Raw genomic sequence first — 24,809 nt, forward strand, 5'->3', positions numbered from 1 at the left:
TTTTCGCCCGGCAACCGGCCCCTTCGCGACGGCGCCCAAAAGAAAAACCGCCCGATGGGCGGTTTCCAGATCAGGCCACGGCGGGCCGGAATCAGAACGCCGGAACCACGGCGCCCTTGTACTTGTCCTGGATGAACTTCTTCACCTCGGGCGTGTGCAGGGCCTGCACCAGCTTCTTGATGCCGGGCGCGTCCTTGTTGTCCGCGCGGGTCACCAGGATGTTGGCGTAGGGCGAATCCGAGCCTTCGATGAAGAGGGCGTCCTTGGTCGGGACCAGGCCGGCCTCCAGCGCGTAGTTGGTGTTGATCAGCGCCAGGTCCACGTCGTCCAGCGAGCGCGGCAGCATGGCGGCTTCCAGTTCGCGGAACTTCAGCTTCTTGGGGTTCTCGACCACGTCCGCGGCCGTCGCCAGGATGTTGGACGGATCCTTCAGCTTGATCACGCCCTGCTTCTGCAGCAACACCAGCGCGCGGCCGCCGTTGGAGGGATCGTTCGGGATCGCGACGGTCGCGCCGTCCTTGAGCTCGGACAGGCTCTTGATCTTCTTGGAATAGCCGCCGAAGGGCTCGACGTGCACCAGCGCCACCGGCACCAGCGTGGCCTTGCGGTCCTTGTTGAAGGAATCCAGATAGGGCTTGTGCTGGAAGAAGTTGGCATCCAGCTGCTTATCCGCCAGTTGCAGGTTGGGCTGCACGTAGTCGCTGAACACCTTGATGTCGAGCTCCACGCCTTCCTTGGCCAGTTGCGGCTTCACCACTTCCAGGATCTCGGCATGGGGGACCTGGGTCGCGCCCACCACCACTTTTTCGGCATGGGCGGCGTTCGCCGCCACCAGGAACACCGACGCCGCCAGAGCGGACCGGACAAAGTTCAAACGCATGTGTTGCCTCTTTTATGGGTAAAAAATCGGGGCCGATGCCCCTGCCGGTGTGGCCCGGCCCCCTTTTGCGGGGCCGGCCGTTGCGAAATCGCCCCCAATTTACCTGAATGCCGGTTATTTGTCGGGCATATGAACATGGGTTTAAAGCATAAGAAACCTGTGGGTACTACAATCCGTCGTATGCTTGCGCTACCGCGTCCCGAACGCGTTTTTGTGCAGGCATTTTTTCTAACCACTCATACGTATATTTGCCGACTTAGCTGCCATGACCGACACCCCCGACCCTGCTGCCGTTTCGTCTCCTGCTGTCAAAGCCGCTGTGCTGTCTGAAGCACTGCCGTATATCCGACGATTTCACGGCAAGACCATCGTGGTCAAGTACGGCGGCAACGCCATGACGGAAGAACGTCTGCAGCGCAGCTTCGCGCATGATGTCGTGCTGCTGAAGCTGGTGGGTCTGAATCCGGTGGTGGTGCACGGCGGCGGTCCGCAGATCGACGACGCGCTGCGCCGCATCGGCAAGCAAGGCACCTTCATCCAGGGCATGCGCGTCACCGACGCCGAGACCATGGAAGTGGTCGAATGGGTGCTGGGCGGCCAGGTCCAGCAGGACATCGTCATGATGATCAACGAGGTCGGCGGCAAGGCCGTGGGCCTGACCGGCAAGGACGGCGGACTGATCCAGGCCCAGAAGAAGCTGATGGCCAACAAGGACAATCCGTCCGAACCCATCGACATCGGTTTCGTCGGCGACATCACCATGGTCGAGCCGGCCGTGGTCAAGGCGCTGCAGGACGACCAGTTCATCCCCGTCATCTCGCCCATCGGCTATGGCGAGGACGGCACGGCCTACAACATCAACGCCGACGTCGTCGCCGGCAAGATGGCGGAAGTGCTGGGCGCTGAAAAGCTGCTGATGCTGACCAACACCCCGGGGGTGCTGGACAAGGGCGGCAAGCTCTTGCGCAGCCTGTCGGCCCAGACCATCGACGAACTTTTCGCCGACGGCACGATCTCCGGCGGCATGCTGCCCAAGATCTCGTCCGCGCTGGACGCCGCCAAGAACGGCGTGAACTCCGTGCACATCGTCGACGGCCGCGTGCCGCACTGCCTGCTGCTGGAAATCCTGACCGACCAGGGCGTGGGCACGATGATCAGCTCGCACTGATGCGGGCACAGCGTTACCTGTTGCGGCCGGCGGTGCGCGTGCGCCGCTCGCGCCGCGCGGCCACGGGCGATTCCGAACGCCTGTGGCTGTTCGACCTGGACAACACGCTCCACGACACCTCGCACGCCATCTTCCCGAAGATCGACCACGGCATGACCATGGCCGTGGTCGAGGCGCTGAACGTCGACATCGACACTGCCAACCACCTGCGCTCGCAGTACTGGAAACGCTACGGCGCCACCATGATAGGCATGGTGCGCCATCACGGCGTGGACCCCCATGATTTCCTGCACCGCAGCCATGACTTCGACGTCGGCCCCCTGGTGCGCGCGGAAAAGGCGCTGGCCTACAAGCTGAGCCGACTGCCGGGCCGCAAGGTGCTGCTGACCAACGCGCCGCTGCACTATGCGCGTGCGGTGCTCGCGCGCCTGGGCATCCTGCGCCAGTTCGACAGCCTCTGGGCCATCGAGCACATGCGGCTGCACGGCGAGTTCCGGCCCAAGCCTTCGCCCACCCTGCTGCGCCACGTGCTGGCCCGCGAAGGCGTGCAGGCGCGCAACGCGGTGCTGGTGGAAGACACCTTGGCCAATCTGCGCGGCGCGCGCCAGGCAGGGCTGCGCACGGTGCACGTGTATCACCCCGGCACGCCGTTCGCCCGCGGCCGTTCGCAGCGGCCGGCCTATGTCGACTTGCGGGTAAACTCCGTCAGTGATTTGCTGTTACGCCGACGCCCCTTGCGGGGATAGCGGCGCGCTCCTCCCCTCCCCTTCACCGTCAAGCCTGCGCGAGAGCAGACCCTTCCATGGCGAGCAAACCCGGCGAGCGCAAGACCCAGATTCTGCAAACCCTGGCCGAGATGCTGGAGCAGCCGCACGCCTCCCGCATCACCACGGCGGCCCTCGCCGCGCGCCTGGAAGTCTCTGAAGCCGCGTTGTACCGGCACTTCGCCAGCAAGGCGCAGATGTTCGAAGGGCTGATCGAATTCATCGAAACCAGCATCTTCACGCTGGTGAACCAGATCGCCATCGCCGAGCCCCAAGGCCTGACCCAGGCCCACCAGACCGTCTCCATGCTGCTGACCTTCTCGGAACGCAACAAGGGCATGACGCGCGTGCTGACCGGCGATGCGCTGGTCACGGAAGACAACCGCCTGCAGGAACGCATCAACCACATCAACGACCGCATCGAGGCGTCGTTGAAGCAATCGCTGCGCATCGCGGTCACCGATGGCGGCCTGCCGCCGCAGGCCAATGTGGCGGCGCACGCCAGCCTGCTGACGCATCTGGTGCTGGGCCGCTGGCTGCGTTACGCGCAGAGCGGCTGGCGCATCGCGCCCACGCTGCATCTGGACGAGCAGCTGCGCCTGGCGCTGGGCTGAGCGGCCGGGGCTGCCTGCCGGCTCTGGCGCGAATTAGTATCGTGAAACGATCTAATTAATTTTCCATCCGTCTCTATTTCTGCCCATTTGCATTGTTCCATGCAACAATCTCCGCTTGCCGGCGGCGCGGGGCGACGAGCATAATGCCCGTCAGAGGTTTTCCACAAGCCCAAATCTCCACAGGCTTGATCAGTATCAATACGGGTTTTCCGCAATGCCGTCACGATCATGCTGTAGCGTCGACACACCGATTTGACCTATCCCGTTGCTCGCGGGGCGGTGTGTCGGCAGTTTGACCTCAACCGGAGATGGATATGACCGCGCAAGCCGCCGTCCCTGCCTCGCAAGCCCCAAAGAAAACCAAAATTCCAATCGGACTCATCGCCGGCGTCCTAGTGATGATCGGCGTGCTGATGATGCCTTTGCCCGCCGACCTGCCCGTCGCGGGTCACCGGATGCTCGCCATCCTGGCATTCGCAGTGGTGGTCTGGATTACCGAAGCCGTGTCCTACGAAGCCAGCGCGATCATGATCACGACGCTGATGGCCTTCCTGCTGGGCACGGCTCCGACAATCAAAGACCCGCAAGTGGTTTATGGCACCTCGGCCGCGATCAGCATGGCGCTGACCGGCTTCGCGAACTCGGCGCTGGCGCTGGTCACCGGCGCCTTGTTCATTGCGGCCGCCATGACCTTCACCGGGCTGGACCGGCGCATCGCCCTGGTGACGCTGGCCAAGGTGGGCACCAGCACGCGCCGCATCCTGATCGGATGTATCGCCGTGACCATCGTGCTGAGCCTCGTGGTGCCCAGCGCCACCGCGCGCAGCGCGGCCGTGGTGCCCATCATGATGGGCGTCATCGCAGCCTTCGGCGTGGACAAGCGTTCCAACATCGCCGCCGGCATCATGATCATCGTGGCGCAGGCCACCAGCATCTGGAACGTCGGCATCCAGACCGCCGCCGCGCAGAACCTGCTGACCGTCGGCTTCATGGAAAAGATGCTGGGCGAACGCGTGGCATGGTCGGACTGGCTGATCGCTGGCGCCCCCTGGTCGCTGATCATGTCGGCCGTGCTGATCATCATCGTGCTCAAGCTGCTGCCGCCGGAAAGCGACAGCATCGCGGGAGGCAAGGAAGCCGTCGAGAAGTCGCTGCTTGAACTGGGCCCCATGACCGGCGCGCAAAAACGCCTGATGGCCGTGTCGCTGATGCTGCTGCTGTTCTGGTCGACCGAAGGCAAGCTGCACAAGTTCGACACCACTTCCACCACCTACTTCGGCCTGGTCCTGCTGCTGCTGCCGCGCTTTGGCGTGATGACGTGGAAAGACGTGCAATCGCGCATCCCATGGGGCACCGTGATCGTGTTCGGCGTCGGTATCAGCCTGGGCACCGCCCTGCTGACGACCCAGGCTGGCCAATGGCTGGGCAACCAGGTCGTGGCGCACACCGGACTGGACCACCTCGGACCGCTGGCGATCTTCGCGATCCTGGCCGCCTTCCTCATTGTCATCCACCTGGGTTTCGCCAGCGCCACCGCGCTGACCTCGGCCATGCTGCCGATCCTGATCTCGGTGCTGGCCACGCTGCCGGGCGAATTCAGCCGCCTGGGCATGACCATGCTGCTGGGCTTTGTCGTCAGCTACGGTTTCATCCTGCCCATCAACGCGCCGCAGAACATGGTGTGCCTGGGAACGGAGACCTTCAACGCCAAGCAGTTCGCCAAGGTCGGCATCATCGTCACCATCGTCGGCTACCTGCTGATGCTGCTGATGGGCATGACCTACTGGCGCTGGCTGGGCTGGCTGTAAGGAGGGCGCGTCATGAAGATTTCGATCGCCCAAGCCAATGAATACGGCCGCCGCGTGCTGATGGCCCAAGGCGTGCCCGAGGACATCGCCCGCGACGTGGCCGAGCACCTGGTCGAGTCCGACCGGGTGGGCTACACCAGCCACGGCCTGTCCATCCTGACGAACTACCGGCGCGTGCTGTCCGAGGGCCTGGCCCAGGCCGACGGCCGGCCCGAACTGGTCAACGACCGCGGCGCAATGCTGGCCTACGACGGCCACCACGGGCTGGGCCAGTATGTCGGCAAGGTCGTCATCGAGAAGGCCATCGAGCGCACGCAGGAGCACGGCCAGTGCATCCTGACCCTGCGTCACAGCCATCACCTGGGCCGCATGGGCCACTACGGGGAAATGGTGGCGGGCAAGGGCCTGATCCTGCTGGCTTTCACCAACGTGATCAACCGCTCGCCGACCGTGGCGCCTTTCGGCGGCGCGCAGGCCTGCCTGACCACCAACCCGCTGTGCTTCGCCGGCCCGCTGCCGGGCGGCCGTCCGCCGTTCCTGGTGGACATGGCCACCAGCTCGATCGCCGTCAACAAGGCGCGGGTGCTGGCCGCCAAGGGCGAGGAAGCGCCCGCGGGCTCGCTGATCGACGCCCAGGGCAATCCGACCACGGATCCCAACGCGCTGTTCACCGACCCGCCCGGCGCGCTGCTGCCGTTCGGCGGCCACAAGGGCTATGCCCTGGGTCTGGTGGCCGAACTGCTGGCCGGCGTGCTGTCTGGCGGCGGCACGATCCAGCCGCAGCATCCACGCACCGGCGTGGCCACGAACAACATGTTCGCGCTGCTGCTGGATCCGCAGGTGGACTTCAATACGGATTGGCGGTCGATGGAGGTGGGTGCGTTCATCGACTACCTGCACGCCTGCAAGCCGCAACCGGGCGTCGAAGGCGTGCAGTATCCGGGCGAGTACGAAGCTCGCAACCGGGCGCTTAACGAGGATACGCTGACGTTCGATAGCCGGATTTGGGATGGTCTTACCAAGCTGGCGGTCGACCTTGGGGTGCCTGAGGCGTTGCCTGCTTGAGGTTGTAGGCGGTTCTTGCGGGTAACGTTTATTTGCTTGCTTTCGGGCGTTTTGGGTTCTTAAGACGCCCGTCGCATCGGCGGCCCGCCATGCGCGGGGCAACGATTGCGGTCCGGAGCCTTCGCTCCGGACTGCCCCATCCTCATCCTCGTCACCGCCTGCGGCGGTTCCTTCGGATTCCGTCGGGCTTATCGACGCCCCGCGCATGGCGGGCCGCCGACGCGACGGGCTCGTTCAACTGCAATTCGGCCTCAGCTGGGGCGAGCTGTGTGCTTGGCTTTCTAGCAACGGGTGGGGTATGGCGGTGGATCTTGCGGGGCTCGCCTCGGGCCGGCCGCCCGGGCGGCCTTCCGAGGCTTCCGCGGTGTCTTACGGTTGAGAATGACGCTGCGCGCGTGTGAGACACCCATCAGCGTTAACGCCTCAAGGGTGCTGCTCATCACCGAACGTCACCAGGCCGTTGATCATCACCGACCGCTAAGCCACGGTGCCGGATGGGTGGTGCGCGCGAGAAAATCCTCAAGCGCAAGCCGCTGCCTGCCGCGCACCACCCATCACCGCCCCACCCCAATGATGAGCGGCCACTAGCAAACCACGCTCCGCAAACGCGCAAGCGACCATCGCCACGACGCCCAAAACCACGTATGTAGCTTACGGCCGCCCGCGCGGCCGTAAGCTACGGGCAACGCAAGACTCGTCACCGATCACGGATCTAGCAGCGCAGCGACCCAAGACGTACGTAGCCCGTAGGCGCGGGCGGCGTGGCGGCTCGCAACCTCGATGCGCCCGACGGAATCCGAAGGAACCGCCGCAGGCGGTGACGAGGATGAGGATGGGGAAGTCCGGAGCGAACGCTCCGGACCGCAATCGTGGGCGCGAGCCGCCACGCCGCCCGCGCCTACGGGCGACCTACGAAGAACGCGCAGCCGCCAAAAAGATCAAGTCTTAACCGACCGATGCCGACTAACACTCATCATGATCCCAAACGCAATCCCCATGGTGAACAAAGCCGTCCCCCCATAGCTCATGAACGGCAACGGCACCCCCACCACAGGCAGAATCCCCGTCACCATCCCCACGTTCACGAATACATAGATGAACAGCATCATCGTCAGCGCCCCGACCAGCAACCTGCCGAACTGCGACGATGCCCGTGACGCGATCGTCAGTCCTCGCGCCATCATCAGGCCATACAGCACCAGCATGGCGATGCCGCCGTAGAGTCCGAATTCTTCCGCGTACACCGCGAAGATGAAGTCGGTGGTGCGTTCGGGGATGAAGTCCAGGTGCGTCTGCGTGCCCTTCATGTAGCCCTTGCCGTACACCCCGCCCGAGCCCACCGCGATCATCGACTGGATCGTATGGAAGCCCTTGCCCAGCGGATCGGAACTGGGGTTGAGCAGCGTGCACACCCGGTGCTTCTGGTAGTCGTGCAGCACCACCCAGTCCACGTCGGGCTCGCATAACTGGTCTTCGTAGTAGATCAGCGTGCCTATGCCGATGATGCCCGCCAGCATTACCGGCACCAGCAGCTTGAAAGACAGGCCCGCGAAATAGATCACGAAGAAGCCGGCGCCAAACACCAGCAGCGCCGTCCCCAGGTCGGGCTGCAGCACGATCAGGGCGAAAGGCGCGGCCAGCATGGCGGCGGCGGCCAGGAAGTCGCGGATGCGGACGGCGCCTTCGTGGCGCTGGAAGTACCAGGCCAGCATCATGGGCACGGCGATCTTCATCATCTCGGAAGGCTGGATGCGGGTCACGCCCAGGTTCAGCCAGCGGGTCGCGCCCTTGCTGGTTTCGCCGAAGAACTCCACGCCCAGCAGCAGCACCACCCCCACCACGTAGAAGGGCAAGGCCAGCTTCATCAGCCACTTCGGCGGAATCAGGGCCATGGTCCACATGGCAAAGAAGGCGATGATGAAATTGCGCGACTGTTCGGCGAAGCGCCAGTCCGTGCCGCCCACCGCGGAATGCATGACCGTCATGCCCAGCGCGGCGAACATCAACAGGATCGCCAGCAGCGGCCAATCGAAGGCCGTGAACACACGTAGCAGGATAAGGCCCAGGCGTTTCATTATCGGCGCACCACGTCGGAAGCGATTTCCTCGACCGAGGCCAGGGGGTCGGCGCGCTCGGGCCGCACGATCTTGTCCTGACGGTCCTTGGCCAGCCAATAGTCGAACACCTTGCGCGCGACCGGAGCGGCGACGCTCGCGCCCCAGCCGGCGTTCTCGACGATGAGCGCCACCGCGATGCGCGGATGCTCAAGCGGTGCAAAGCCCATGAACAAGGCGTGGTCGCGCAGGCGTTCGTCGATGGCGCTGGCGCGGTAATGGCCGCCGCGCAGGCTGAACACCTGCGCGGTGCCGGTCTTGCCGGCCGCCTGGTAGGCTGTATTGGCGAACGCGCGCCGCGCCGTACCGGCGCGCACCACATCCGCCATGGCGTTCTTGATCACATCCACATTGGCCTGCTTGAGGGGAATGCGGTAGTCGGGCGCGGACTCGGTGGCCTTGGCCACGCCGCTGCGCGGATCGCGCACCGCGTGCACCAGGTGCGGGCGGCGGTACAGGCCGTTGTTGGCCAGGGTGGACGTGCCCTGCGCCAGCTGCAACAGCGTGAATGCGTTGTAGCCCTGACCCACCGCCACCGAAATCGTTTCGCCCGCGTACCAGCGCTGGCGGTCCTTGTCCTTGTAGGCCGAGCGTTTCCAGTCGGTCGAAGGCAGCACGCCGCGCTTTTCGCCTTCCAGGTCGATGCCGGTGATCTGGCCGAAGCCGAACTGCTTGGCGAAATCATGCAGCGCGTTCACGCCGATTTCCGGACCCAGCGAATAGAAATAGGTGTCGGACGACACCACGATCGCCTTGTGCATGTCGGTCATGCCATAGGCCGCGCCGCCGGCGTTGCGGAATTTCTGGCCGCCGAATTCGTAATAGCCGGGGTCGGAGATGCGATCGGTGGCGCGGCGCTTGCCCAGTTCCAGCGCTGCCAGGCCCACAAAGGGCTTGTAGGTGGAACCGATGGGATAGGTGCCGTACAGCGGCCGGTTGATAAGGGGATGGTCCGGCGATTCGTTCAGCATGCGCCAATTGTCCACGTCGATGCCGTCCACGAACAGGTTCGGGTCGTAGGAAGGCTGCGAGACAAAGGCCAGTACCTCGCCGGTATCGGGGTCGATGGCGACCAGCGCCCCGCGCTGCCCCTCGAATGCGGCTTCGGCCACCTTCTGCAGCCCCAGGTCGATGGACAGCATGATATCGGAGCCCGGCACCGGGTCGATCCGGCGCAGCGTGCGCATGGGGCGTCCGCCTGCGGTGACTTCGACTTCTTCCAGCCCGGTGCGGCCGTGCAGCTGCTCCTCCCAGGTCTTTTCGATGCCCTTCTTGCCGATGACGTCGGTGCCGCGATAGTTGCCCAGCTGGCCGGCGCGGTCCAGTTCTTCGATATCGCCTTCGGCGATGCGGCCGATGTAGCCGACCACGTGGGCCGCCGACACGCCCTGCGGATACTCGCGCACCCAGCGCGCGCGCAGCTCCACGCCCGGGAACTGGAACGAATGCGCGGCGAACCAGGCGGCTTCGGTTTCGTTGAGGTTATTGCGCAGCTGCAGGCTGGCGTAGCGGCTGGACTCGGCGGCGCGGCGCTTGAAGCGGCGCTGGTCGGCCGGGCTGATGTACACGACTTCGGTCAGGCGTTCGAACAGCGCGCTGAGGTTCCCTGCCTGTGCCGGCACGACCTCCAGCGTATAGGTGCGGTAGTTGCGCGCCAGCACCTCGCCATTGCGGTCCAGAATCTCGCCGCGTCGCGGCGGGATGGGCACGACCGCGATGCGGTTGCGGTCGGCGCGCTCGGACAGGCCCTCGTAGCGGTCGACCTGCAGGTACCAGAAGCGGCCGATGAGCACGCCGAAGCAGGCCAACGCGAACAGCCCGCCCACCCAGGCGCGCAGGCGGAAACGCTGCTTCTGCTGCTGGCCGGTTTTCTTGAATTCGAACATGACGCGGCGCCGCCGTCAGGCGGAGGAGGATTCAGCGTCGTCGACACCGCGCTGCGGCAAGTGCAGAACCCAGCCCGCCAGCGGCCACAAGGCGGTGGTCAGGAGCACGCTGATGCCCCAGTCCCAACCCGGCCATTTGCCGGCCAGCCACGCATGGATGATCTGGGTCACGAAGCGGGCAATGAAGAACACAGGCAGCATGTGCATGGCCTGGCTCCAGAGGTCGAAGCGCTGCAGCCGGCGGTGCAACACCACCGCGCCGTAGGCGACCAGCGTGTACGACAGCGCGTGCTCGCCCAAGAGGCCGGCGTCGTGCACGTCCATCAGCAGCCCAAAGAAGAAGGCGGTGAACAAGCCGACGCGGCGCGGCTCATGCACGCACCAGAAGGCGATGATCAGCAGCAGGATGTCGGGCGCGCCCTGCCACAGGCGCCAGGGCAGCAGCGACACCAGCCACGCCACCAGCACCGTGGCCCAGACGAACAAGCCGTGCGCCGGGCCGGAGAGCCGGTCGGGCTGCACGTTGCTGGGGGTGCCGAGGCGGCGCGCGGCCTGCCCCGAGGATTGATTAGTCCGATCCACCGGAATCGACCTCCTGACGGTTGGACTCGGCGCGCTCCACATCGACCTGCAAGACCAGGAAGTGGCGGTAGCGTTCGGGATGGGCCAGCGGTTCGCATACGGCGCGCGCGAAGCCGGAGGCAGTGTCGCGTTCGACCGAGGTCACCTTGGCCACCGGCAGGCCTGCCGGGAACAGCCCGCCGACGCCGCTGGTGACGATGGTATCGCCTTCCTTGATGTCGGCGTTGGCGGCAAGGTAACGAACTTCCATCTTGCCGGGCGAGTTGCCGCCGAACGCAATCAGGCGCAGGCCGTTGCGCAGCAGCTGCACGGGGATGGAGACCTGTTCGTCGGTGACCAGCGCCGCCTCGGCGGTCATGGGCGTGACGCGCACGATCTGCCCGACCACGCCGCCTTCGTCGATCACCGGCATGCCCGGGGCCAGCCCCGCCTTGCTGCCCTTGTTGAACACCAGGCGCTGCGTGAATGCGTTGGTGGGTTCATACATGACCTCGACCACCACCGCGGATTGCGCCACGGTATCGGTTACCCCGAGCAGCCGGCGCAACTGCGAGTTCTCGGCAGCCAGCTGGGCGCCATGCGTGGTCACCTGGGCCAGCTCGATGCGCTGGCGCTGCAAGGCTTCGTTTTCGCTACGGATGAGATTGGCCGCGTTGACCCATTCGTTCACTTGCTGGACGAGGTCGCGCGGCGCCATGACGGCGCGTTGGAAGGGATATAGCGCGACGGACATTGCGCGGCGCGCCGGTTCCAGCATGCGCCATTGCGAATCCATGACGATCAGGGCCAACGCAAGGACGACCAGAACGACCAGCCGCACCTCCGCAGGTGGGCCGCGCCTGAATAGGGGAGGAGTCCCTTGTCGTTGCATGAATATCAGCCCGGACGCCCGCGTCCGTCGCTCCGGCAGCGGCCGGAGCCGTGAAAAAGCGGGGCTCCGGGCTGGCGGGCAAAATTAGTCGTTGATGAAGATGGCGCCCAGTTTCTCAAGGTGTTCCAGCGCCTCGCCGCAACCGCGCACGACGCAGGTCAGCGGATCGTCCGCGACCACGACGGGCAGGCCGGTCTCTTCCTGCAGCAGGCGGTCCAGGTCGCGCAGCAGCGCGCCGCCGCCGGTCAGGGCGATGCCCTTGTCGGTGATGTCGGCGCCCAGTTCGGGCGGGGTCTGTTCCAGCGCGATCTTCACGGCCGAGACGATCTGGTTCAGCGGGTCGGTCAGCGATTCCAGGATCTCGTTGGACGAGACCGTGAAGCTGCGCGGCACGCCTTCGGCCAGGTTGCGGCCCTTGACCTCGATCTCGCGGACTTCGGATCCCGGGAACGCCGAGCCGATTTCCTTCTTGATCAGTTCGGCGGTGGGTTCGCCGATCAGCATGCCGTAGTTGCGGCGGATGTAGTTGACGATGGCTTCGTCGAACTTGTCGCCGCCCACGCGCACGGAACCCTTGTAGACCATGCCTCCCAGCGAGATGACCGCCACTTCCGTGGTGCCGCCGCCGATGTCGACCACCATGGAGCCGCTGGCGTCGGACACGGCCAGGCCGGCGCCGATGGCCGCGGCCATGGGTTCTTCGATCAGGAAGACGTGGGACGCGCCCGCGCCCAGGGCCGATTCACGGATGGCGCGGCGTTCGACCTGGGTGGAGCCGCAGGGCACGCAAACGATGATGCGCGGGCTGGGCGCCAGCATGTTGCGGGGGTGCACCATGCGGATGAACTGCTTGAGCATCTGCTCGGTGACCGTGAAGTCGGCAATGACGCCGTCCTTCATGGGCCGGATGGCTTCTATATTGCCGGGAACGCGGCCAAGCATCTGCTTGGCTTCATGGCCGACGGCTTGAATGATCTTCTTGCCGTGGGGACCGCCTTCATGACGGATTGCGACCACGGACGGTTCATCGAGCACGATGCCCTTGCCGCGGACGTAGATCAGCGTGTTGGCGGTACCGAGGTCGATCGCCATATCGCTGGAAAAATAACTGCGCAGGAATCCGAACATGGGAGCTCAGCTAAATTCTGGGGGGAATGAGGTACATGCCGCGGGGCGTAGGGCCCGTAAAACAACGGGTCCGCCTGTCATCACGGCGATTAAACCGTGAATCATAACTTATAATTTCCCCGGAAATAGCGCATAAATGCAGGCTATTCAAGCTTTGTAACGGGTTCGGCGTATGCATACTGCCCTGTCCCGCCCCTCGGCCTTCGCTTATCGATTTGCAATCCCCCATGGCGCTCAATGACACAGATGTGGCCCGCATTGCCCGGCTGGCCAGAATCGAACTGACCCCCGACCAGCGCACCGTCGCGCAGGCCGAACTCAACGGCATCCTCCACCTGATCGAACGGCTCCAGTCCGTCGATACCCAGGGGGTCGAACCCCTGGCTCACCCGCTGTCCGCCCATGAGGACATCGTGCTGCGCCTACGTGAAGATGTCGTGACCGAACCCAGCTCGGAGGCCCGCCGCGAGGAGCTGCTGGCCAACGCCCCCGACGCCCAGGAAGGCCTGTTCCTGGTTCCCAAGGTCCTGGATTAAGTCATGACGAAACCCGCTCTGCACACCCAATTCAAGGGGATCGCCGCCCTGCGCGCGGCCCTTGCGCAACGCCAGATCAGCGCCGTCGAGCTCGCCCAAAGCGGCCTGGCGGCCGCTGAAGCGGCCAGCGGCCTGAATTGCTTTTTACATATTGACGCCGAATTGACGCTGGCCCAGGCTCGCGCCGCCGACGCCGCGCTGGCGTCCGGCTCGGCCGGCCCGCTGGCGGGCATCCCGATCGCCCACAAGGACGCCTTCGTCACCCGCGGCTGGCGCACCACCGCCGGCAGCAAGATGCTCGAAGGCTACGTCAGCCCGTTCGACGCCACTGTCGTCGAACGCCTGGGCGAAGCGGGCGCCGTGTCGCTCGGCAAGCTGAACTGCGACGAATTCGCCATGGGTTCCGGCAACGAGAACTCCGCCTACGGCGCGGTCAAGAACCCCTGGGACCACGCTGCCGTGCCCGGCGGCTCCTCGGGCGGCTCGGCCGCCGCCGTGGCCGCCCGCCTGGTGGCGGCCGCTACCGGCACCGACACCGGCGGCTCGGTGCGCCAGCCCGCCGCCCTGTGCGGCGTCAGCGGCATCAAGCCCACCTACGGCACCGTATCCCGCTTTGGCATGGTGGCCTTCGGCTCCAGCCTGGACCAGGCCGGCCCGCTGGCCGAAAGCGCCCGGGACCTGCTCGAACTGCTGGACGTCATCAGCGGCTTCGATCCGCGCGACGCCACCAGCCTGGAAAAATGCGACGCCGCCGCCAACGCGCCCGGCCGCGTCCGGCGCGACTTCGAGGCGGCCCAGGGCCGTTTCGACGCCGCCGGCAGCCAGCCGTTGAAGGGCCTGCGCATCGGCGTGCCCGCCGAGTACTTCGGCGCCGGCCTGGCGCCCGACGTGGCCGCCGCGGTCGAGGCCGCGCTGGTCCAATTCGAAGCCCTGGGCGCCGTGCGCGTGCCGGTGTCGCTGCCGCGCACCGAACTCGCCATTCCCGCCTACTACGTCATCGCCCCCGCGGAAGCGTCCAGCAACCTCGCGCGCTACGACGGCGTGCGCTACGGCCACCGCGCCGCCCAGTACGGCGACCTGAACGAAATGATCAGCCGCTCGCGCGCCGAAGGCTTCGGCGACGAGGTCAAGCGCCGCATCCTGATCGGCACCTACGTGCTGTCCCACGGCTACTACGACGCCTACTACCTGCAGGCGCAGCGCCTGCGCCGCATGATCGCGCAAGACTTCCAGCGCGCCTACGCCGACCAGTGCGACGTGATCATGGGGCCGGTGACGCCCACGGTGGCCAAGAACATCGGCGACAACCGCGACGATCCCACGGCCGACTGGCTGGCCGACGTCTACACGCTGGGCGTGAGCCTGGCCGGCCTGCCTGCGATGTCGATCCCCTGCGGCTTCGGTGGCGCTGGCAACCAGCGCCCGGTGGGTCTCCAGATCATCGGCAACTATTTCGACGAAGGCCGCCTGCTGGCCATCGCCGACCGCTACCAACAAGTGACGGACTGGCACACGCGTGCCCCGGTCCAGCAAGGCTGAGAACATGAACTGGGAAATCGTCATCGGCCTGGAAACGCACACCCAGCTTTCCACGGACTCCAAGATTTTTTCGGGTAGCAGCACCGAATTCGGCGCCGCGCCCAACACCCACGCCAACGTGGTCGACCTGGCGCTGCCGGGCAGCCTGCCGGTCATGAACCGCGGCGCCGCCGAACGCGCCATCCGCTTCGGTCTGGCCGTGGGCGCCACCATCGCGCCGCGCTCGGTGTTCGCGCGCAAGAACTACTTCTACCCCGACCTGCCCAAGGGCTACCAGATCAGCCAATACGAGCTGCCGGTGGTGGTGGGCGGCTCGCTGTCCTTCTTCGTCGGCGAGGAAGAGAAAACCGTCAATCTGACGCGCGCCCACCTGGAAGAAGACGCGGGCAAGTCCCTGCACGACGACTTCAGCCTGGCCAACGGCGCCCCCGGCAGCGGCATCGACCTGAACCGCGCCGGCACGCCGCTCCTGGAAATCGTGACGGAACCCGAAATGCGCTCGGCCGCCGAGGCCGTGGCCTACGCCCGCGCCCTGCACAGCCTGGTCGTGTGGCTGGGCATTTGCGACGGCAACATGCAGGAAGGTTCGTTCCGCTGCGACGCCAACGTGTCCGTGCGTCCCGTGGGCCAGAAGGAATTCGGCACCCGCACCGAGATCAAGAACGTCAACTCGTTCCGCTTCCTGGAACGCGCCATCGTCTATGAAGCGCGGCGCCAGATCGAGCTGATCGAGGATGGCGGCACGGTGGTCCAGGAAACCCGCCTGTACGATGCCGACCGCGACGAAACGCGCAGCATGCGCAGCAAGGAAGACGCGCACGACTACCGCTACTTCCCCGACCCCGACCTGCCCACGCTGGTGATCTCCAGCGCCTGGGTCGACGAGGTCCGCGGCGCCATGCCCGAACTGCCGGCCGCCCAGCGCGCCCGTTTCGAATCCGAGTACGGCCTGCCCGCCTACGACGCCGCCCAGCTGACCGTCAGCCGCGACCTGGCCGCCTACTTCCAGGCGGTGGCGAACGCGCTGCCGGCCGGCCAGGCCAAGCTGGCCGCCAACTGGGTCATGGGCGAAGTCTCCGCCGCCCTGAACAAGGACGAAAAGAGCATCGCCGACTCTCCGGTCCAGGCGCCGGCGCTGGCCGCCCTGATCGGCCGCATCATCGACGGCACCATCTCCAACAAGATCGCCCGCGAAGTCTTCGGCGCCATGTGGGCCGGCGAGAACGGCGGTCAGCCTGACGCCATCATCGAGGCGCGCGGGCTCAAGCAGATCAGCGACACCGGCGCCATCGGCGCCATGATCGACGAGGTGCTGGCCGCCAACCCGGCCATCGTGGAAGAGTACCGGGCCGGCAAGCAGAAGGCGTTCAATTCGCTGGTGGGCCAGATCATGAAGGCCGCCCGCGGCAAGGCGAATCCGCAGCAGGTGAATGATCTGTTGAAGCAGAAGCTGGATAGCTGACCGCGCAGGACGCCCCGGCAACGGGCGCATTCCTGACGTATCAGACGAAACGAAGGGCCGCGGCATATTGCCGTGGCCCTTCGTTTATCCAAGAATGATCCGGTCGACTTTTGCCCGGAGGCTTGGACATGAACTACCTGGAAATCAGCACCAGCGAACTACTGCACAGCTTTTCCGACCACCTGCAGGCGGTCCGCGAAGGCCAGCATTTCATCATTTCACTGGACGGCGTGTTCTGCGCCAGGTTGACCCCGGTCCTACCCAGCACGTCGCTGGATGCCCATGATGCGCTTGAGGCAATGAAAAGCTTCAAGCCAGCACCGGCCGTCCCCCACGAAGTCATCCGTTCCTGGGTCGAAGAGGGCCGGGAATGAATCCGATCCACTTGATACCGGACGCCTCGCTTGCGCTGGCGTGGCTGGTCGACCGCGCGGACGCCCACGAAGCGCTGATGGCCCGGCATCTGCTGGAAACGGCCCACGAATCTGAAAACACGGTGCCCCTCATCTGGCACACGGAAGTCGCGAACGGCATGTTGCGCGCCGAACGTAGCCAACGGGCCTCGGCGGGTCAGCTGTTCTCGTTCAGACAGCTACTCGAACGCCTGCCCATACATCCGGATCCGGCCGCCCCATCTTCCAGCGTGGCCCGCAGCTATCTGCTGGCTCGAACGCACGGCTTGACCGTCTACGATGCCAGCTATCTCGAACTGGCCCAAAGAACCAACGGCTATCTGGCCACCTTTGACCGCAAGCTGGCGGATGCCGCCCGGGCGAGCGGTGTTGCCGTCTTTGGCCAACCCCACGGCGTCGCCGAGCCAGCGGCAAGCTACGGTTAAAAAAAGGGCAGCACCTGGCCGCCCCTTTCTACTCGCCAAGGACGAGGTTTACTTCACTCCGTACTTCGTCCGATAAGCCAACACCGCCTCACGGTGTTCGGCGAACGACGCATCATCCTGCAGCAAGGCCAGAATGTCCGCCAGCGACGCAATCGACACCACCGGCATGCCGTAAGTCTTGGCCACGTCCTGCACGGCAGAATGCGCCGACAGCGCGTCGTCCGGACCCGCGCGTTCCATGCGGTCCATGGCGATCAGCACGGCGGCAGGCTCGGCGCCGGCCGCGCGGATGATCTCGACCGATTCGCGCACCGAGGTGCCCGCGGTGATCACGTCGTCAATGATGACGACTTTGCCCTTGAGCGGCGCGCCGACCAGGGTGCCGCCCTCGCCGTGGTCCTTGGCTTCCTTGCGGTTGTACGCGAAAGGCACGTCGCCGCCCTTCATGTCCGGGTGGCCGGCCAGCGCCACGGCGGTTGCCGTGGACAGCGGGATGCCCTTGTAGGCCGGACCGAACAGCATGTCGAATTCCACGCCCGAATCCAGCAGCGCCTGGGCGTAGAACTGCGCCAGCTTGCCGACCGAGCGTCCGCTATTGAACAGGCCCGCATTGAAGAAATAGGGACTGATCCGACCCGATTTGACCTTGAAGCTGCCGAAACGCAGCACGCCCTCGTTCAGGGCGAAGCGGACGAAATCCAGGGCGGTGGCGGAAGATTGGGCGGCGGGCATGCGTAAAGGTCCGGTAGATGGCAAACGCCAGCATTTTATCCGCTGTCGGGGCTATTCCCGGGCGGCGGCGCGGAGTCGGTTAAATTGCTGCCATTGCCCCGGCCCTGGCGGCCGCTCAACAGGAGTTTCGCTTTGCTGCGCATCACGTCGATCAATCTCAACGGTATCCGGTCCGCCTTCCGCAAGGGCCTGCAACCCTGGATGGAAAAGCACGCCGCCGACGTGCTGTGCCTTCAGGAAATCAAGATATCCGACGAAGACCTGACCGACGACCTGCGCCACCCGCCCGGCTATACCGGCCACTTCCACCATGCCGTGAAGAAGGGCTATAGCGGCGTGGGCATCTATCTGCGCGACGCGGCCGAGCGGGTGAACGCCGGCCTGGAATGCGAGGAATTCGATCCCGAAGGCCGCATCATCCGCGCTGACTGGAAGAACCTGTCGGTCATCAGCGCCTACCTGCCCTCGGGCTCCAGCGGCGACGAGCGCCAGCAGGCCAAGTACCGCTTCCTGGACCGCTTCGGCCCCTGGATCGACGCCCTGATGCACGAACACAAAACCACGGGCCGCGAGTTCATCATCTGCGGCGACTGGAACATCGCGCACAAGGAAATCGACCTGAAGAACTGGAAGGGCAACATGAAGAACTCGGGCTTCCTGCCCGAAGAGCGCGCCTGGCTGACCGACGTGTTCGACAAGCGCGGCTTCGTCGACGTGTTCCGCACCATCGATGACCGCCCGGACCAATACACCTGGTGGAGCAACCGCGGCCAGGCCTGGGCCAAGAACGTGGGGTGGCGCATCGACTACCAGATCGCCACGCCGGGCATCGCCGCCCGCGCCCGCAATGTGGCCATCTACAAGGACGAGCGTTTCTCGGACCACGCTCCCCTGACGATCGACTACGACGCCACGCTCTGACCCGCCGCTTCCCCTAGCGTTGCGGCGGCTTCCCGGCGCAACCATTCCAGAAACGCTGCCGCCCGCGGATCTTCTGAACAAGACCGCGGCGACAGCAGTACATAGGCCGAACCGTCACGGGCAAAGCCGCAAGGCGCCTGCAGCCGGCGGTCGCGCAAGGCGTCGCACGCCATCAGCGCCGAACCTATCGCCACCCCCAAACCGGCGGCGGCGGCCTGCAAACTCAGATAGAAATGCTCGTAGGCCGGCCCGGTCCGGCGCGGGGGTTTCATACCCGCTGCCCGCGACCATTGCCGCCAGGCTAGCGGACGCGTCGCGCTGCTGAGCGCTGGCGCCCCGCCCCAATCCGCTTCAGCCGGATCCGCGCCCGCGGCACCGGCCAATCCCGGCCGGCACACCGGTCCCGTCCACTCCTCGCAAACATGCTCGGCATACAGGGCCGGGTCCCAATCGAAGTCATTGCGGCGCAGGGCTACGTCCACACCCTGGGCGCCGAAATCGACCGGTCCGCCCGCAGCGTACAGATGCACCTGCACGCCGGGATGGGCGTGCTGGAAGTCCGGCAGCCGCGGGATCAACCACATCATGGCGATGGTGGGCTCGCAGGACAGCACCAGCGGCGCGTCCGCCGCCGGCTGGCGCAGCTTGGCCAAGCCAGTTGTCAGCTGCTCGAACAGCGCGCTCGTCACCTCGAACAGCTGCCTGCCGGCATCGGTCAGGAAAACAGCTCGATTGCGGCGCTCGAACAGCGCCACGCCCAGCGCATCCTCGAGCAGCCGGATCTGCCGGCTGACGGCGCCATGCGTCACGTGCAACGCTTCGGCCGCCTTGCCGAAAGCCTGATGACGGGCCGCGGCATCGAACACCCGCAACGTATTGAGCGGTGGCAGTTTCATGGCGAAAGGTGATTTTTTCTCACGGATAAGCGGCATTAGAAATCGTTTTTCCGGCGCACGCCAGCGTCCCACAATGCCGGCTCCATTTCGCAACCTGCCGCCCTATTGCCATGACCGAATTGATCGCCGTCGCCCTCATCACCATTCTTGCCGTCATCAGCCCCGGGCCGGACTTCGCCATGGTCACGCGCAACAGTTATCTGTTCGGCCGCCGCACCGGCCTGATCTGCGCGCTGGGCATCGCGCTGGGCGTGCAAGTGCACGTGTTCTATACGATGTTCGGTGTCAGCCTGCTGGCGCATTACGCGCAGCCCGTGCTGCAGGGCATCAAACTCGCGGGCGCCTGCTACCTGGTCTACATGGGCTGGAAGACTTTCTTCAACCGCACCCAGGTCAGCCGCGACCTGTCGGCCCGCCCGCCGATCTCGGGCTGGCAGGCGCTATACAGCGGCTTTCTGACCAACGCGCTCAATCCCAAGACCACGTTGTTCGTGGTCAGCACCTATACCCAGATCGTGTCGCCCGGCACGCCGCTGTCGTGGCAGTTCGGCTATGGCCTGTTCATGTCGCTGGCGCACTGGATCTGGTTCGGCGTGGTGGCGTGGTCGGTGTCCTCGCCTTTCCTGCGGCGGATGCTGCTGGATCATCAGCTTGCGGCCGATCGGGTGGTGGGAGCGGTCCTGATGGCCTTGGGCGCGGCGCTGGCAACCGTGCAGTTGTAATCCAGCCCCGGGGGAATGATTTCGCTCAAATAAATAATGGGGACACATAAAAAGGGCAACGACCTTCATGCGAGCTCAAACATGCCTGAAACCAGCCTTCCTTCCCTCTGTGGAAGTCGTATGGGCTCAATATTTCCTGCGGGAAATAAATGGGGACATATATATTTCCCTAGGGAATTCAAGCATTTCTGCTCAAACCTCTCTCACGAAGGCTTCCTTCACCTGATTCCATCCAATAATACGTCCCTATTAAATTAGAAGAAAAAGTGCTTTGATATCAAGGTGATGGCACTATTTTTGGGCTTTGCGCAGGGCAACATTTTGCCCCTACAATTCCCGCACCATACAGGTGCAGCCGTGCACCAAAAAGAATTTTCGCGCCCCAATCCGGCGCAGTCCGCACCTATTCGAAGCACCCCCAAGGAGATCATGTTGAAAGTGCAGAGTCTGGACGACTTCCTGCGTGGCGTCGCCGCGCGCGACCCGCAGCAGCCTGAGTTCATGCAAGCCGTCCAGGAGGTGATGCTGAGTCTCTGGCCTTTCATCGAGAAGCACCCCCACTACGCCGAGCATGCCGTGCTCGAGCGTCTAGTGGAGCCGGAACGCGTGATCCAGTTCCGCGTGTGCTGGACCGATGACCGCGGCCAGGCCCAGGTCAACCGCGCTTTCCGCATCCAGCACAGCTCGGCCATCGGCCCCTTCAAGGGCGGCATGCGCTTTCACCCCTCGGTGAACCTGTCGATCCTCAAGTTCCTGGCCTTCGAGCAGACCCTGAAGAACTCGCTCACCACGCTGCCCATGGGCGGCGGCAAGGGCGGCTCCGACTTCGATCCCAAGGGCAAGTCCGACGCCGAAGTCATGCGCTTCTGCCAGGCCCTGATGATCGAGCTGTACCGCCACCTGGGCCCGGATACCGACGTGCCGGCTGGCGACATCGGCGTGGGCGCGCGCGAAGTCGGCTTCATGGCCGGCATGATGAAAAAGCTGTCCAACTCGACGGCCAGCGTGTTCACCGGCAAGGGCCTGACCTTCGGCGGCAGCCTGATCCGCCCCGAAGCCACCGGCTACGGCACCGTGTACTTCGCTGAAGAAATGCTCAAGCGCGTGGGCAAGTCCTTCGACGGCCTGCGCGTGTCCGTGTCGGGCTCGGGCAACGTCGCCCAGTACGCGATCGAAAAAGCCATGGCGCTCGGCGCCAAGGTCGTGACCGTTTCGGATTCGAACGGCACCGTGGTGGACGAAGCCGGCTTCACGCACGAGAAGCTGGTGGCGCTGATGCACATCAAGAACGACCTGCGCGGCCGCCTGGACACCTACGCCCGCCAGTTCGGCCTGACCTATGAATCCGGCAAGCGTCCGTGGCATGTGCCGGTGGACGTGGCCCTGCCCTGCGCCACCCAGAACGAACTGGAACTGGCCGATGCGCAAACGCTGATCAAGAACGGCGTGCTGTGCGTCGCCGAAGGCGCCAACATGCCGGCCACGCTGGAAGCCGCCAAGGCCTTCATCGCCGCCCGCGTGCTGTACGCCCCGGGCAAGGCCAGCAACGCCGGCGGCGTGGCTGTGTCCGGCCTGGAAATGGCCCAGAACTCGGCCCGCCTGTCCTGGACGCGCGAGGAAGTCGACGCGCGCCTGCACGCCATCATGCGCGACATCCATGAAAACTGCGTGCGCCACGGCCACAGCGAGCGCGAATATGTGAACTACCTGGACGGCGCCAACATTGCCGGCTTCGTGAAGGTGGCTGACGCGATGCGTCAGCAAGGCTTGTATTAATCCCCCCCCCGAAGCGCTGCGCGCTTCCCCCCAGGGGGGCGCCGCTGCGGACCGGCGGAGAGGGCCCACCCCCGAAGCGCTACGCGCTTCCCCCTCAAGGGGGCGCCGCTGCGGACCGGCAAAGCCGGCTCCGCGCGGCCGCGATTGGGGCAGATCTGCTTTATCAAGACGGACCCGCCTCGTTGGCGGGGATTCGCCCGAGCCAGGCTGGCTGACTAACTGACTTCTTGGGTCTTTCAGGTGAACCACACCCGCGCCATCAGGCGCGGGCGACGCCTGGCGCTTAATGCTTCATCGCGCCGTGGTTCATGCTGCCGTGGTTCATGCCGGGGTTGTGCGAGGCCGGCTTGACCTTGAATTGCACGGCGACTTCGCCGGCTTTTTCGAACTTCAGCGTGGCCGGGACCGTGCCGCCTTCGGCGAACGGGGCCTTCAGCTTGATGAACATGACGTGGTAGCCGCCCGGGCTGAGCTTGACCTCGGTGTCCGCCGGCAACGCGATGCCGCCTTCCACCTGACGCATCTTCGAGACGCCGTTCTCGGTTTGCACCGTGTGCAGTTCGACGCGTTCCGCCGCGTCGGACGACACCGACAGCAGGCGGTCAGCAGCCTTGGCGTCGTTATCGATGTCCATATACCCCGCGCCATTGGACTGGCCAGGCGCCGACGCACGCACCCAGAGGTCGTCGACCTCGATCTGGCCAACCTTGTAGTCCTTCGCCCAGGCCGAGCCGGCCGTGCACAGGCCCAGTGCGGCAATGACAGCGAACTTGCGGATGTTCATGGGTTGTTCTCCTAGTGGGTTAACGCCGCCTGACCAGGCTGCGGGCAGCTGACAGGACCGAATCCGTCAGGGCTTCCATCGCTTCGGAGTTTACCCGCCAATGCTGCCAATACAGCGGTACATCCTCCCAGGCGCGGCCTCGAAGCAGCATCAGCTGACCTGCATCAAGGTGTTCCTGCACCAAGGGCAGCGGATTCATGGTCCAGCCCAGGCCGCCCAGCGTGGCCTGCACGAACGCGCGTGTCGACGGCACCCACCAGACCGGCGGCTGCCAGGGTGCGGGATCGGCGATCTTGTGCGCGAAGCGCGCCTGCAGCGCGTCCTTGCGGTTGAACACCAGCACCGGCGCCTGCGCCAGCGTCTGGGCGTTGACGCCCTGCGAAAAGTAGCGCTTGTGGAATTCCGGCGTGCAGGTGGCCACGTAGCGCATGCTTCCCAGCGCATGGATGCGGCAGCCCTGGACCGGCTCGGCCAGGGCGGTCACCGCGCCCAGCACCGAACCGTTGCGCAGCAGCGCCGCGGTGTGGTCCTGGTCTTCGGACTGCATGTCCAGCGTGGCGCGCGTGCGCGCCGAAAACTCTACGGCAGCGTTGACGAACCAGGTCTCCAGGCTGTCATGATTGACCGCGACCGGGATGCTGGCATACGGCACATCGTCGTCCGCCACGCCCAGGCGGTCGAGCGCGTCATGCTCCAGCAGCGCCGTCTGCTCGGCCAGCCGCACCAGCACCTGGCCGTCCGCCGTCGCCACCGCCGGCACGGTGCGCTGGACCAGCAGGCGGCCCATGCGGTCCTCCAGCGCCTTGATCCGCTGCGACACCGCGGATGGCGTGACGCTCAGCGACAGCGCCGCCCGCTCGAAACTGCCTTCCCGCACTACCGCGGCCAGGGCGCGCAGGTTGCCGTGATCGATTTTCATGAGATTAGATTTACTTAAGATAGTGAAGGAAAATTAGCTTTATTTCATATTCACCGCAAGCGAAAATGCCTTATTACCGGAGCGCCGATAGCGCCCCGCGTTGTCATCCAAACGCCGCCACAGGCGTAGCAGCACAGGTGCAGGTCATGTTCGCCACGTTGTCATCCCCCCTCTTCTTCACTGCCTGGGCCAGCGGTACGGCCACCGGGCTGGGCCTCTTCGCGGTCGTGGGCGCGCAAAGCGCGTTCATCCTGCGACAGGGGCTGATGCGCGCCCACCTCTTGAGCGTGGTCGCCATCTGCGCGCTGATAGACGCCGTCTTCATCTTCGCCAGCGTGTCCGGCCTGCAGGCGCTCACCGCCTGGTTCCCCTGGCTGACAACCGCCGTGCTGTGGTTCGGCGTGGCCTTCCTGTCCTGGTACGCACTGCAATCTGCGCGCCGCGCCTGGACCGCCACCGGCGGCCTGGCCGCCGCCCGCGACGTGGTGCCATCGCGCCGCGCCGCCATGCTGGGCGCGCTGGGCTTTTCGTTGCTGAATCCGCACTTCTGGCTCGACATGGTGGTGGTCGGCTCGCTGGCGCACGGCTTCGAGGAAGCGCGCATGGCATTCGCCGCCGGCGCCTTCACCGCCAGCCTGCTGTGGCTCGCCGTGCTCGGCATCGGCTCCCGCCTGTTCGCCCCGTTCTTCGCCAGCGCGTCGGCCTGGCGCGTGCTGGACGGCATCATCGCCGTGGTCATGGCCGCGCTGGCGGTCAGCCTGGCGCTGAAGGGCGTGTAGACGCGTTTAAGCTACGCTTCCAGCA

Annotated in this window: 24 protein-coding genes; 14 read left to right on the plus strand and 10 right to left on the minus strand. The window is 65.3% G+C overall.

Annotation, left to right across the window (positions count from 1 at the left end; genetic code table 11):
• Positions 1-91: 91 nt before the first annotated feature.
• Entirely contained in the window at positions 92-880 is a 789-nt protein-coding gene (locus IB259_RS23900) for a MetQ/NlpA family ABC transporter substrate-binding protein (RefSeq protein ID WP_054457776.1), read from the minus strand.
• A gap of 265 nt (positions 881-1,145) precedes the next feature.
• Here IB259_RS23900 and argB point away from each other — a divergent pair, with 265 nt between their 5' ends.
• The 5 genes from argB (at position 1,146) to IB259_RS23925 (ending at position 6,299) form a co-directional block, all read left to right on the plus strand.
• On the plus strand, positions 1,146-2,048 hold the full coding sequence (argB, locus tag IB259_RS23905; protein WP_013396740.1) for an acetylglutamate kinase: 903 nt from the start codon (positions 1,146-1,148) through the stop codon (positions 2,046-2,048).
• The gene (locus tag IB259_RS23910) at positions 2,048-2,794 is read left to right on the plus strand and encodes a pyrimidine 5'-nucleotidase (RefSeq protein WP_054457777.1); all 747 of its coding nucleotides are present in this window, start codon (positions 2,048-2,050) and stop codon (positions 2,792-2,794) included. Before argB ends, IB259_RS23910 begins: the two co-directional genes overlap by 1 nt.
• Positions 2,795-2,850: 56 nt before the next feature.
• Positions 2,851-3,426, plus strand: coding sequence for a nucleoid occlusion factor SlmA (gene slmA / locus IB259_RS23915; protein ID WP_054457778.1), 576 nt, complete (start codon positions 2,851-2,853; stop codon positions 3,424-3,426).
• Positions 3,427-3,740: 314 nt separating this feature from the next.
• Complete coding sequence (locus tag IB259_RS23920) at positions 3,741-5,234, plus strand: DASS family sodium-coupled anion symporter (RefSeq protein WP_054457779.1); 1,494 nt, start codon at positions 3,741-3,743, stop codon at positions 5,232-5,234.
• 12 nt (positions 5,235-5,246) lie between these two features.
• Positions 5,247-6,299, plus strand: a complete 1,053-nt coding sequence (locus tag IB259_RS23925) for an Ldh family oxidoreductase (protein ID WP_192330263.1) — start codon at positions 5,247-5,249, stop codon at positions 6,297-6,299.
• A 938-nt stretch (positions 6,300-7,237) separates the two neighbouring features.
• On the opposite strand, the gene rodA is transcribed toward IB259_RS23925, so the two are convergent.
• From rodA to IB259_RS23950, 5 genes are all read right to left on the minus strand, one after another.
• Positions 7,238-8,374, minus strand: coding sequence for a rod shape-determining protein RodA (gene rodA / locus IB259_RS23930; protein WP_054456885.1), 1,137 nt, complete (start codon positions 8,372-8,374; stop codon positions 7,238-7,240).
• Positions 8,374-10,299 (minus strand): penicillin-binding protein 2, encoded by a 1,926-nt coding sequence (gene mrdA, locus IB259_RS23935; RefSeq protein WP_054456887.1) that lies wholly within the window; start codon positions 10,297-10,299, stop codon positions 8,374-8,376. The genes rodA and mrdA overlap by 1 nt, the downstream gene beginning before the upstream one ends.
• Before the next feature lie 15 nt (positions 10,300-10,314).
• Positions 10,315-10,881, minus strand: coding sequence for a rod shape-determining protein MreD (mreD, locus tag IB259_RS23940; protein ID WP_054456889.1), 567 nt, complete (start codon positions 10,879-10,881; stop codon positions 10,315-10,317).
• Complete coding sequence (mreC, locus tag IB259_RS23945) at positions 10,868-11,752, minus strand: rod shape-determining protein MreC (protein WP_042796087.1); 885 nt, start codon at positions 11,750-11,752, stop codon at positions 10,868-10,870. The genes mreD and mreC overlap by 14 nt, the downstream gene beginning before the upstream one ends.
• Positions 11,753-11,836: 84 nt before the next feature.
• A complete protein-coding gene (locus IB259_RS23950; protein ID WP_006216320.1) occupies positions 11,837-12,880 on the minus strand; it encodes a rod shape-determining protein in 1,044 nt (347 codons plus the stop codon).
• 227 nt (positions 12,881-13,107) lie between these two features.
• On the opposite strand from IB259_RS23950, the gene gatC reads away from it, so the two are divergent.
• From gatC to IB259_RS23975, 5 genes are all read left to right on the plus strand, one after another.
• A complete protein-coding gene (gene gatC / locus IB259_RS23955) occupies positions 13,108-13,416 on the plus strand; it encodes an Asp-tRNA(Asn)/Glu-tRNA(Gln) amidotransferase subunit GatC (protein ID WP_054456891.1) in 309 nt (102 codons plus the stop codon).
• A gap of 3 nt (positions 13,417-13,419) precedes the next feature.
• Positions 13,420-14,955, plus strand: coding sequence for an Asp-tRNA(Asn)/Glu-tRNA(Gln) amidotransferase subunit GatA (gene gatA / locus IB259_RS23960; RefSeq protein ID WP_175162430.1), 1,536 nt, complete (start codon positions 13,420-13,422; stop codon positions 14,953-14,955).
• A 4-nt stretch (positions 14,956-14,959) separates the two neighbouring features.
• A complete protein-coding gene (gene gatB, locus IB259_RS23965) occupies positions 14,960-16,417 on the plus strand; it encodes an Asp-tRNA(Asn)/Glu-tRNA(Gln) amidotransferase subunit GatB (protein ID WP_192330265.1) in 1,458 nt (485 codons plus the stop codon).
• A 128-nt stretch (positions 16,418-16,545) separates the two neighbouring features.
• Positions 16,546-16,791, plus strand: coding sequence for a type II toxin-antitoxin system Phd/YefM family antitoxin (locus IB259_RS23970; protein WP_054456897.1), 246 nt, complete (start codon positions 16,546-16,548; stop codon positions 16,789-16,791).
• The gene (locus tag IB259_RS23975; RefSeq protein ID WP_192330267.1) at positions 16,788-17,255 is read left to right on the plus strand and encodes a type II toxin-antitoxin system VapC family toxin; all 468 of its coding nucleotides are present in this window, start codon (positions 16,788-16,790) and stop codon (positions 17,253-17,255) included. The genes IB259_RS23970 and IB259_RS23975 overlap by 4 nt, the downstream gene beginning before the upstream one ends.
• 48 nt (positions 17,256-17,303) lie before the next feature.
• Here the strand turns inward: IB259_RS23975 and pyrE are convergent, their stop codons facing one another.
• The gene (gene pyrE, locus IB259_RS23980) at positions 17,304-17,987 is read right to left on the minus strand and encodes an orotate phosphoribosyltransferase (protein WP_054456901.1); all 684 of its coding nucleotides are present in this window, start codon (positions 17,985-17,987) and stop codon (positions 17,304-17,306) included.
• A gap of 132 nt (positions 17,988-18,119) precedes the next feature.
• On the opposite strand from pyrE, the gene IB259_RS23985 reads away from it, so the two are divergent.
• Positions 18,120-18,908, plus strand: a complete 789-nt coding sequence (locus tag IB259_RS23985; protein ID WP_054456902.1) for an exodeoxyribonuclease III — start codon at positions 18,120-18,122, stop codon at positions 18,906-18,908.
• On the opposite strand, the gene IB259_RS23990 is transcribed toward IB259_RS23985, so the two are convergent.
• Positions 18,890-19,804 carry a LysR substrate-binding domain-containing protein gene (locus IB259_RS23990; RefSeq protein ID WP_125471796.1) on the minus strand — a complete coding sequence of 305 codons (915 nt, stop codon included), beginning with the start codon at positions 19,802-19,804 and terminating at the stop codon, positions 18,890-18,892. The genes IB259_RS23985 and IB259_RS23990 overlap by 19 nt on opposite strands.
• A gap of 110 nt (positions 19,805-19,914) precedes the next feature.
• Here IB259_RS23990 and IB259_RS23995 point away from each other — a divergent pair, with 110 nt between their 5' ends.
• Entirely contained in the window at positions 19,915-20,526 is a 612-nt protein-coding gene (locus IB259_RS23995) for a LysE family translocator (protein WP_192330269.1), read from the plus strand.
• 429 nt (positions 20,527-20,955) lie between these two features.
• Complete coding sequence (gdhA, locus tag IB259_RS24000; RefSeq protein WP_054456908.1) at positions 20,956-22,302, plus strand: NADP-specific glutamate dehydrogenase; 1,347 nt, start codon at positions 20,956-20,958, stop codon at positions 22,300-22,302.
• Positions 22,303-22,585: 283 nt separating this feature from the next.
• Here the strand turns inward: gdhA and IB259_RS24005 are convergent, their stop codons facing one another.
• Together IB259_RS24005 and IB259_RS24010 are read right to left on the minus strand one after the other, a co-directional pair.
• A complete protein-coding gene (locus IB259_RS24005; RefSeq protein WP_192330271.1) occupies positions 22,586-23,086 on the minus strand; it encodes a copper chaperone PCu(A)C in 501 nt (166 codons plus the stop codon).
• Positions 23,087-23,105: 19 nt separating this feature from the next.
• Positions 23,106-24,005 (minus strand): LysR family transcriptional regulator ArgP, encoded by a 900-nt coding sequence (locus tag IB259_RS24010; RefSeq protein ID WP_192330273.1) that lies wholly within the window; start codon positions 24,003-24,005, stop codon positions 23,106-23,108.
• 146 nt (positions 24,006-24,151) lie between these two features.
• Here IB259_RS24010 and IB259_RS24015 point away from each other — a divergent pair, with 146 nt between their 5' ends.
• Positions 24,152-24,784, plus strand: a complete 633-nt coding sequence (locus IB259_RS24015) for a LysE/ArgO family amino acid transporter (protein ID WP_054457287.1) — start codon at positions 24,152-24,154, stop codon at positions 24,782-24,784.
• The last annotated feature ends 25 nt before the right edge of the window (positions 24,785-24,809 follow it).

Origin of the sequence: Achromobacter sp. ACM04 (assembly GCF_014851465.1) — a bacterium.
GTDB lineage: Bacteria > Pseudomonadota > Gammaproteobacteria > Burkholderiales > Burkholderiaceae_B > Achromobacter > Achromobacter aegrifaciens.

Bases quoted from the DNA above. Each gene is read 5' to 3' on its own strand.
- IB259_RS23990 (WP_125471796.1), bottom strand. From the start codon at position 19,804: ATGAAACTGCCACCGCTCAATACGTTGCGGGTGTTCGATGCCGCGGCC.
- IB259_RS24010 (WP_192330273.1), bottom strand. From the start codon at position 24,005: ATGAAAATCGATCACGGCAACCTGCGCGCCCTGGCCGCGGTAGTGCGG.
- IB259_RS23970 (WP_054456897.1), top strand. From the start codon at position 16,546: ATGAACTACCTGGAAATCAGCACCAGCGAACTACTGCACAGCTTTTCC.
- rodA (WP_054456885.1), bottom strand. From the start codon at position 8,374: ATGAAACGCCTGGGCCTTATCCTGCTACGTGTGTTCACGGCCTTCGAT.
- IB259_RS23975 (WP_192330267.1), top strand. From the start codon at position 16,788: ATGAATCCGATCCACTTGATACCGGACGCCTCGCTTGCGCTGGCGTGG.
- IB259_RS23920 (WP_054457779.1), top strand. From the start codon at position 3,741: ATGACCGCGCAAGCCGCCGTCCCTGCCTCGCAAGCCCCAAAGAAAACC.
- IB259_RS24015 (WP_054457287.1), top strand. From the start codon at position 24,152: ATGTTCGCCACGTTGTCATCCCCCCTCTTCTTCACTGCCTGGGCCAGC.
- gatB (WP_192330265.1), top strand. From the start codon at position 14,960: ATGAACTGGGAAATCGTCATCGGCCTGGAAACGCACACCCAGCTTTCC.
- mrdA (WP_054456887.1), bottom strand. From the start codon at position 10,299: ATGTTCGAATTCAAGAAAACCGGCCAGCAGCAGAAGCAGCGTTTCCGC.
- IB259_RS23995 (WP_192330269.1), top strand. From the start codon at position 19,915: ATGACCGAATTGATCGCCGTCGCCCTCATCACCATTCTTGCCGTCATC.
- gatA (WP_175162430.1), top strand. From the start codon at position 13,420: ATGACGAAACCCGCTCTGCACACCCAATTCAAGGGGATCGCCGCCCTG.
- IB259_RS23910 (WP_054457777.1), top strand. From the start codon at position 2,048: ATGCGGGCACAGCGTTACCTGTTGCGGCCGGCGGTGCGCGTGCGCCGC.
- argB (WP_013396740.1), top strand. From the start codon at position 1,146: ATGACCGACACCCCCGACCCTGCTGCCGTTTCGTCTCCTGCTGTCAAA.
- IB259_RS23900 (WP_054457776.1), bottom strand. From the start codon at position 880: ATGCGTTTGAACTTTGTCCGGTCCGCTCTGGCGGCGTCGGTGTTCCTG.
- slmA (WP_054457778.1), top strand. From the start codon at position 2,851: ATGGCGAGCAAACCCGGCGAGCGCAAGACCCAGATTCTGCAAACCCTG.
- mreC (WP_042796087.1), bottom strand. From the start codon at position 11,752: ATGCAACGACAAGGGACTCCTCCCCTATTCAGGCGCGGCCCACCTGCG.
- gatC (WP_054456891.1), top strand. From the start codon at position 13,108: ATGGCGCTCAATGACACAGATGTGGCCCGCATTGCCCGGCTGGCCAGA.
- IB259_RS24005 (WP_192330271.1), bottom strand. From the start codon at position 23,086: ATGAACATCCGCAAGTTCGCTGTCATTGCCGCACTGGGCCTGTGCACG.
- pyrE (WP_054456901.1), bottom strand. From the start codon at position 17,987: ATGCCCGCCGCCCAATCTTCCGCCACCGCCCTGGATTTCGTCCGCTTC.
- IB259_RS23950 (WP_006216320.1), bottom strand. From the start codon at position 12,880: ATGTTCGGATTCCTGCGCAGTTATTTTTCCAGCGATATGGCGATCGAC.
- gdhA (WP_054456908.1), top strand. From the start codon at position 20,956: ATGTTGAAAGTGCAGAGTCTGGACGACTTCCTGCGTGGCGTCGCCGCG.
- IB259_RS23925 (WP_192330263.1), top strand. From the start codon at position 5,247: ATGAAGATTTCGATCGCCCAAGCCAATGAATACGGCCGCCGCGTGCTG.